6 protein-coding genes are annotated in these 4,196 nt (G+C 53.9%); 2 read left to right on the top strand and 4 right to left on the bottom strand.

Going from position 1 to position 4,196, the window contains the following annotated elements; genetic code table 11:
- Positions 1 to 393 (top strand): YfhO family protein (locus tag ACTO5E_RS10360; protein WP_482303430.1); only part of this gene is annotated, 393 nt, incomplete at its 5' end.
- 44 nt (positions 394 to 437) lie between these two features.
- Here the strand turns inward: ACTO5E_RS10360 and ACTO5E_RS10365 are convergent.
- From ACTO5E_RS10365 to asd, 4 genes are all read right to left on the bottom strand, one after another.
- The gene (locus tag ACTO5E_RS10365) at positions 438 to 896 is read right to left on the bottom strand and encodes an ACT domain-containing protein (RefSeq protein ID WP_482303431.1); all 459 of its coding nucleotides are present in this window, start codon (positions 894 to 896) and stop codon (positions 438 to 440) included.
- A 1-nt stretch (position 897) separates the two neighbouring features.
- Positions 898 to 1,665 (bottom strand): 4-hydroxy-tetrahydrodipicolinate reductase, encoded by a 768-nt coding sequence (gene dapB, locus ACTO5E_RS10370; protein ID WP_482303432.1) that lies wholly within the window; start codon positions 1,663 to 1,665, stop codon positions 898 to 900.
- Between the two features lie 64 nt (positions 1,666 to 1,729).
- Positions 1,730 to 2,620: a 4-hydroxy-tetrahydrodipicolinate synthase gene (gene dapA, locus ACTO5E_RS10375; RefSeq protein ID WP_482303433.1), complete on the bottom strand. Its 891-nt coding sequence runs from the start codon at positions 2,618 to 2,620 to the stop codon at positions 1,730 to 1,732.
- A 54-nt stretch (positions 2,621 to 2,674) separates the two neighbouring features.
- A complete protein-coding gene (gene asd / locus ACTO5E_RS10380) occupies positions 2,675 to 3,754 on the bottom strand; it encodes an aspartate-semialdehyde dehydrogenase (RefSeq protein WP_482303434.1) in 1,080 nt (359 codons plus the stop codon).
- A gap of 208 nt (positions 3,755 to 3,962) precedes the next feature.
- On the opposite strand from asd, the gene ACTO5E_RS10385 reads away from it, so the two are divergent.
- Positions 3,963 to 4,196: S-adenosylmethionine:tRNA ribosyltransferase-isomerase (locus ACTO5E_RS10385; protein ID WP_482303435.1), on the top strand; the 234-nt coding region annotated here is incomplete at its 3' end.

Below are 4,196 nucleotides of genomic sequence, written 5' to 3' on the forward strand. Positions count from 1 at the left end.
GAGGGGACTATCACTGGTACGGTGGATGGGGGAGAGGGGAGCGCACTTTTCCTCTCTGTGCCATGGTACCAGGGCATGGAGCTTCGTGTCAATGGAAACCAGGTGCAGCCCCGGATTGTCTTGGATTGCTTTATGGAAATCCCATTGCCAGACGAGAAAAATGTCGTTGAAATCAGCTATGTACCAGCGGGCTTTTGGAGCAGTCTATATATTAGTGCCGCAACAGTAGGTGTAGTAGGACTTTTTGTGCTTTTCCGGCGTTATTCTTGGGTCCGGCGGGTCAATCAAATGTGGATGCGTGCAGCGCCCATGCTGCTTTATACTGCTTTTTTAGCCGCACTCCTGGTCATTTATCTGTTTCCCGTTATAATTTGGGTGATGGGAAAAATGTAAGAGCCTCTCCGGTACGCCGGAAAGGCTCTTTTTGCGTTTTGGTTTTAGGCCATAGCAGCCTCTATAGCAGAAAGTACCGTGTCAAAATCCGACTCTGTGACCAGAAGGGAAATCTCCACCTCTGAGGTAGTGATCAGCCTCAGGTCAGCCTTAGTGTTGGCAATGGCCCTAAACACCTTTGCCGCAATGCCAGGCGTGTTTTTCATGGCCGGGTCGTAGATGGAAATTTTGTGATTCACCGAGCTGACAATCACATTGACGTTGGTCTCCTTTTTCAACTGGGTTGTAAAGGCCAGAACATCCATCAGGTCATTATCAGAGATGGTAAAGGACAGGCCGGTAAAAGCGCCGTGGGTTGGGGCCATGGAGATCATATCAATGTTGATCTCATACTTTGCGATAGAATCGAAGATTCGGGAGAGGGAGTCCACCTGCGCGGGAAAACCCACTAAGGTGACCAGGGTAATATTGTCTACCGTGCTGATAACTGTGCCAGCGCTCATGTTAAGCTTCCTTTCCATTCTGAATCAAATGGGACATATCATACAGTCCCGGGCTCCGTCCAGCCATAAAAATAGCGGCGTTTACAGCTCCGGCGGCAAACAGCTCCCTGGACTGGGCGGAATGGGAGAGGGTGGTCACCTCATGGCTGCCCGCAAAAATAACCTGATGCTCTCCCACAATGGTGCCGCCCCGGACAGAATGAATGCCAAGCTCTGCTTTGTCCCGCTTCTTCCGCTGCGAATGACGGTCGTAGGTGTACTTCATACAGTTGGCCCGGGCCTGGTTGACTGCGTCAGCCAGCATCAGGGCCGTGCCGCTGGGGGCGTCGATTTTCTGGTTGTGGTGCGCTTCCACAATTTCCACATCAAAGCTTTCCCCCAACACTGTCCCGGCGGTTTTCGCCAACTCCATCAGCAGGTTGATACCCAGGGACATGTTTCGGGAATAGAAGACCGGCAGCTCAGCCGCAGCCTCTTTTATTTCCTCCGACTGCTCCGGAGTGTAGCCAGTAGTGCACAGCACTGCTGCGGTCCCCAGGTGGGTACGGCAGTAGTCCAAAGTCGGGGAGAGGGCGCTGGGGTGAGAAAAGTCCACCACCACATCCACTGTCTCCTGCACTGCGTCAAAGGAGGAATACACCGGAAACTCAAACGTCCCGCCAAGAAGGTCTACGCCGGCAATGATTTCGCAGTCTGTCCGGCTGCTGGCAAGGCTTCTGACAGCCGCGCCCATTTTACCCGCACAGCCGCTGAGCAGTATTCTGATCATGCTTTCACGTCCGTTTCTTTCCATTTTTCTTGCCCTGCCGCTATAGGCGGCGTTGGGCAGGGACTTATATCAACCCGTGTTTTTTCAGCAGTGCAGTCATGGCGGCCTGCTTTTCCTCCGGCATCGTGGTCAGGGGCATGCGGCAGAAGTTGGTGGAGATCACGCCCATTTGCCAGAGAGCCTCCTTTATGGGGATGGGGTTCACATCCATGAAGAAGCCGTCCATTAAATCAATATACTGGTTATTGAGCTGCTGGGCAGCCGTCAGCTGACTGGCAGCCGCAGCGCAGACCAGGTCATGCATCTGCTTGGGCAGGGCATTGGAGAACACGGAGATAACGCCCTTCCCTCCCAGAGCCGTAATGGCCAACGCCTGGTTATCCTCACCGGAATAGACCGCCAGATCATCCCCGCACAGAGCGATGGTGCGGGCTACAGAGGCAGTGTCCCCGTTGGCCTCTTTGGTGGCTACAATATAGGGATTTTTGGAAAGCGCAAGATAGGTGGCGGGCAGGATATTACAACCCGTACGGCTGGGGACATTATAGAGAATGCAGGGCAGTTCCACACAATCGGCAATATAGTGGAAGCTTTCCATCAACCCCTTCTGGGAGGTTTTGTTGTAGTAGGGCGTTACCAGCAAAAGCCCCTCCACTCCCAAAGCCTTGGCCTCCAAAGACAGGTCCACACAAAAACGGGTGTCATTGCTGCCGGTCCCGGCAACCACAGGAACGCGTCCCTTGGCCCTCTCCACAATAAAGCGAATGGTCTTCAGGTGCTCCTCACTGCTCATGGTGGCGGCCTCGCCTGTGGTGCCGCATGCAATAATGGCATCGGCACCGCCGGAAATCTGCAGCTCTACCAGCTTATCCAGCTCATCCCAAAGAATCTCGCCCCGCTGGTCAAAGGGGGTGACAAGAGCAGTGCCCACACCGGTAAAAATGGTGTTCTTCATAGTAGCTTCCTCCTGAAAAATGAATGGAAAAAACAGCCAGGTACAGCAAGTGGATCAGTCCAAATAACCCAGCTTGCACAGCAGCTCAGCCATTAGGACCCCGCCGCCGGCCGCGCCGCGCAGGGTGTTGTGAGACAGACATACAAATTTGTAGTCATACTGGGTATCAGGGCGCAGACGGCCTACAGAGATCGCCATGCCCCCCTCCAGGTCCCGGTCCAGCTTAGGCTGGGGCCGGTTCGGCTCTGTGAAATAGTGAATGAACTGCTTGGGAGCGCTGGGCAGCTCCATCTCCTGAGCCGGGCCCTTGAACTCATTCCAGCGGCGGATGATCTCCTCAGCGCTGGCCTTATTCTCCAGTGAGAAGAACACAGCCGCCAGGTGGCCGTCAGAAACCGGCACCCGCAGGCATTGGGAAGTGATGGAGGGCGATGTGGCGTTGACAATCACGCCGTCCTCCACATGGCCCCAGATCTTCATGGGCTCCCGCTCCGATTTCTCCTCCTCACCGCCAATATAGGGGATCACATTGTCCAGGATTTCGGGCATGGTTTCAAAGGTCTTGCTTGCCCCGGAGATAGCCTGATAGGTACAGGCCAACACTTTGGTCACGCCCAAGTCCAGCAGGGGATGCAGGGCGGGAACATAGCTCTGCAAGGAGCAGTTGGATTTTACCGCGATAAATCCCCGCTTGGTACCCAGCCGCTGACGCTGATGGGCAATGACCTGGTGATGGTCCGCATTCAACTCCGGCACAATCATGGGCACATCCGGGTCGCCCCGATGCTCTTTGTTATTGGAAATAACAGGGCATTCCAGCTTGGCATATGCCTCTTCCAGAGCAGTAATCTCCTCCGACTTCATGTTGACAGCGCAGAACACAAGGTCAACCAGAGAAACGATTTTTTCCATATCCGCCTGTGCGTCATAAACAGGCATACCAGCCATACTGGCCGGAATGGGCGTGGGCATGGCCCAACGGCTTCCCACAGCCTCCTCATAGGTTTTTCCCGCCGACCTGGCACTGGCTGCCAGAGCCTTCACCTCAAACCAAGGATGATTTTCCAGCAAAGTGGCAAAACGCTGGCCGACCATTCCTGTGCATCCAATAATGCCTACACGATACTGCTTCATTTTCATTTTCCTTTCCCCAAAGCCAAAGATGTCGGTGAAAATAGTTGAAAACATGCCTGCCATCCATTATAATAAGAGGCGGACAGGAGCAGGCAACTCTGCTTTATTATACTCCATACCGGGCCGGTTGTCAATTTTTTCTGCCGGATATCCAGTCTATCCTATGATTTTTTCTCCAGGAGAGTGACCAAATATGAGTACAGACTCTATGAAAACCTGCGATTTCCATTTTGAACTGCCTCCGGAGCTCATTGCCCAGACTCCGATTGAGCCGAGGGACGCCTCCCGGCTGATGGTGCTGGACAAGCGTACCGGAGAGATTGAGCACAGGCATTTTTCGGATATTCTGGACTATCTGTGCCCAGGAGACTGTCTGATTCTCAACGACTCCCGGGTGCTGCCAGCCAGAATTTTCGGCACAAAAACGGAGACAGGCGCACAT

Source organism: Acutalibacter sp. (assembly GCF_056800975.1).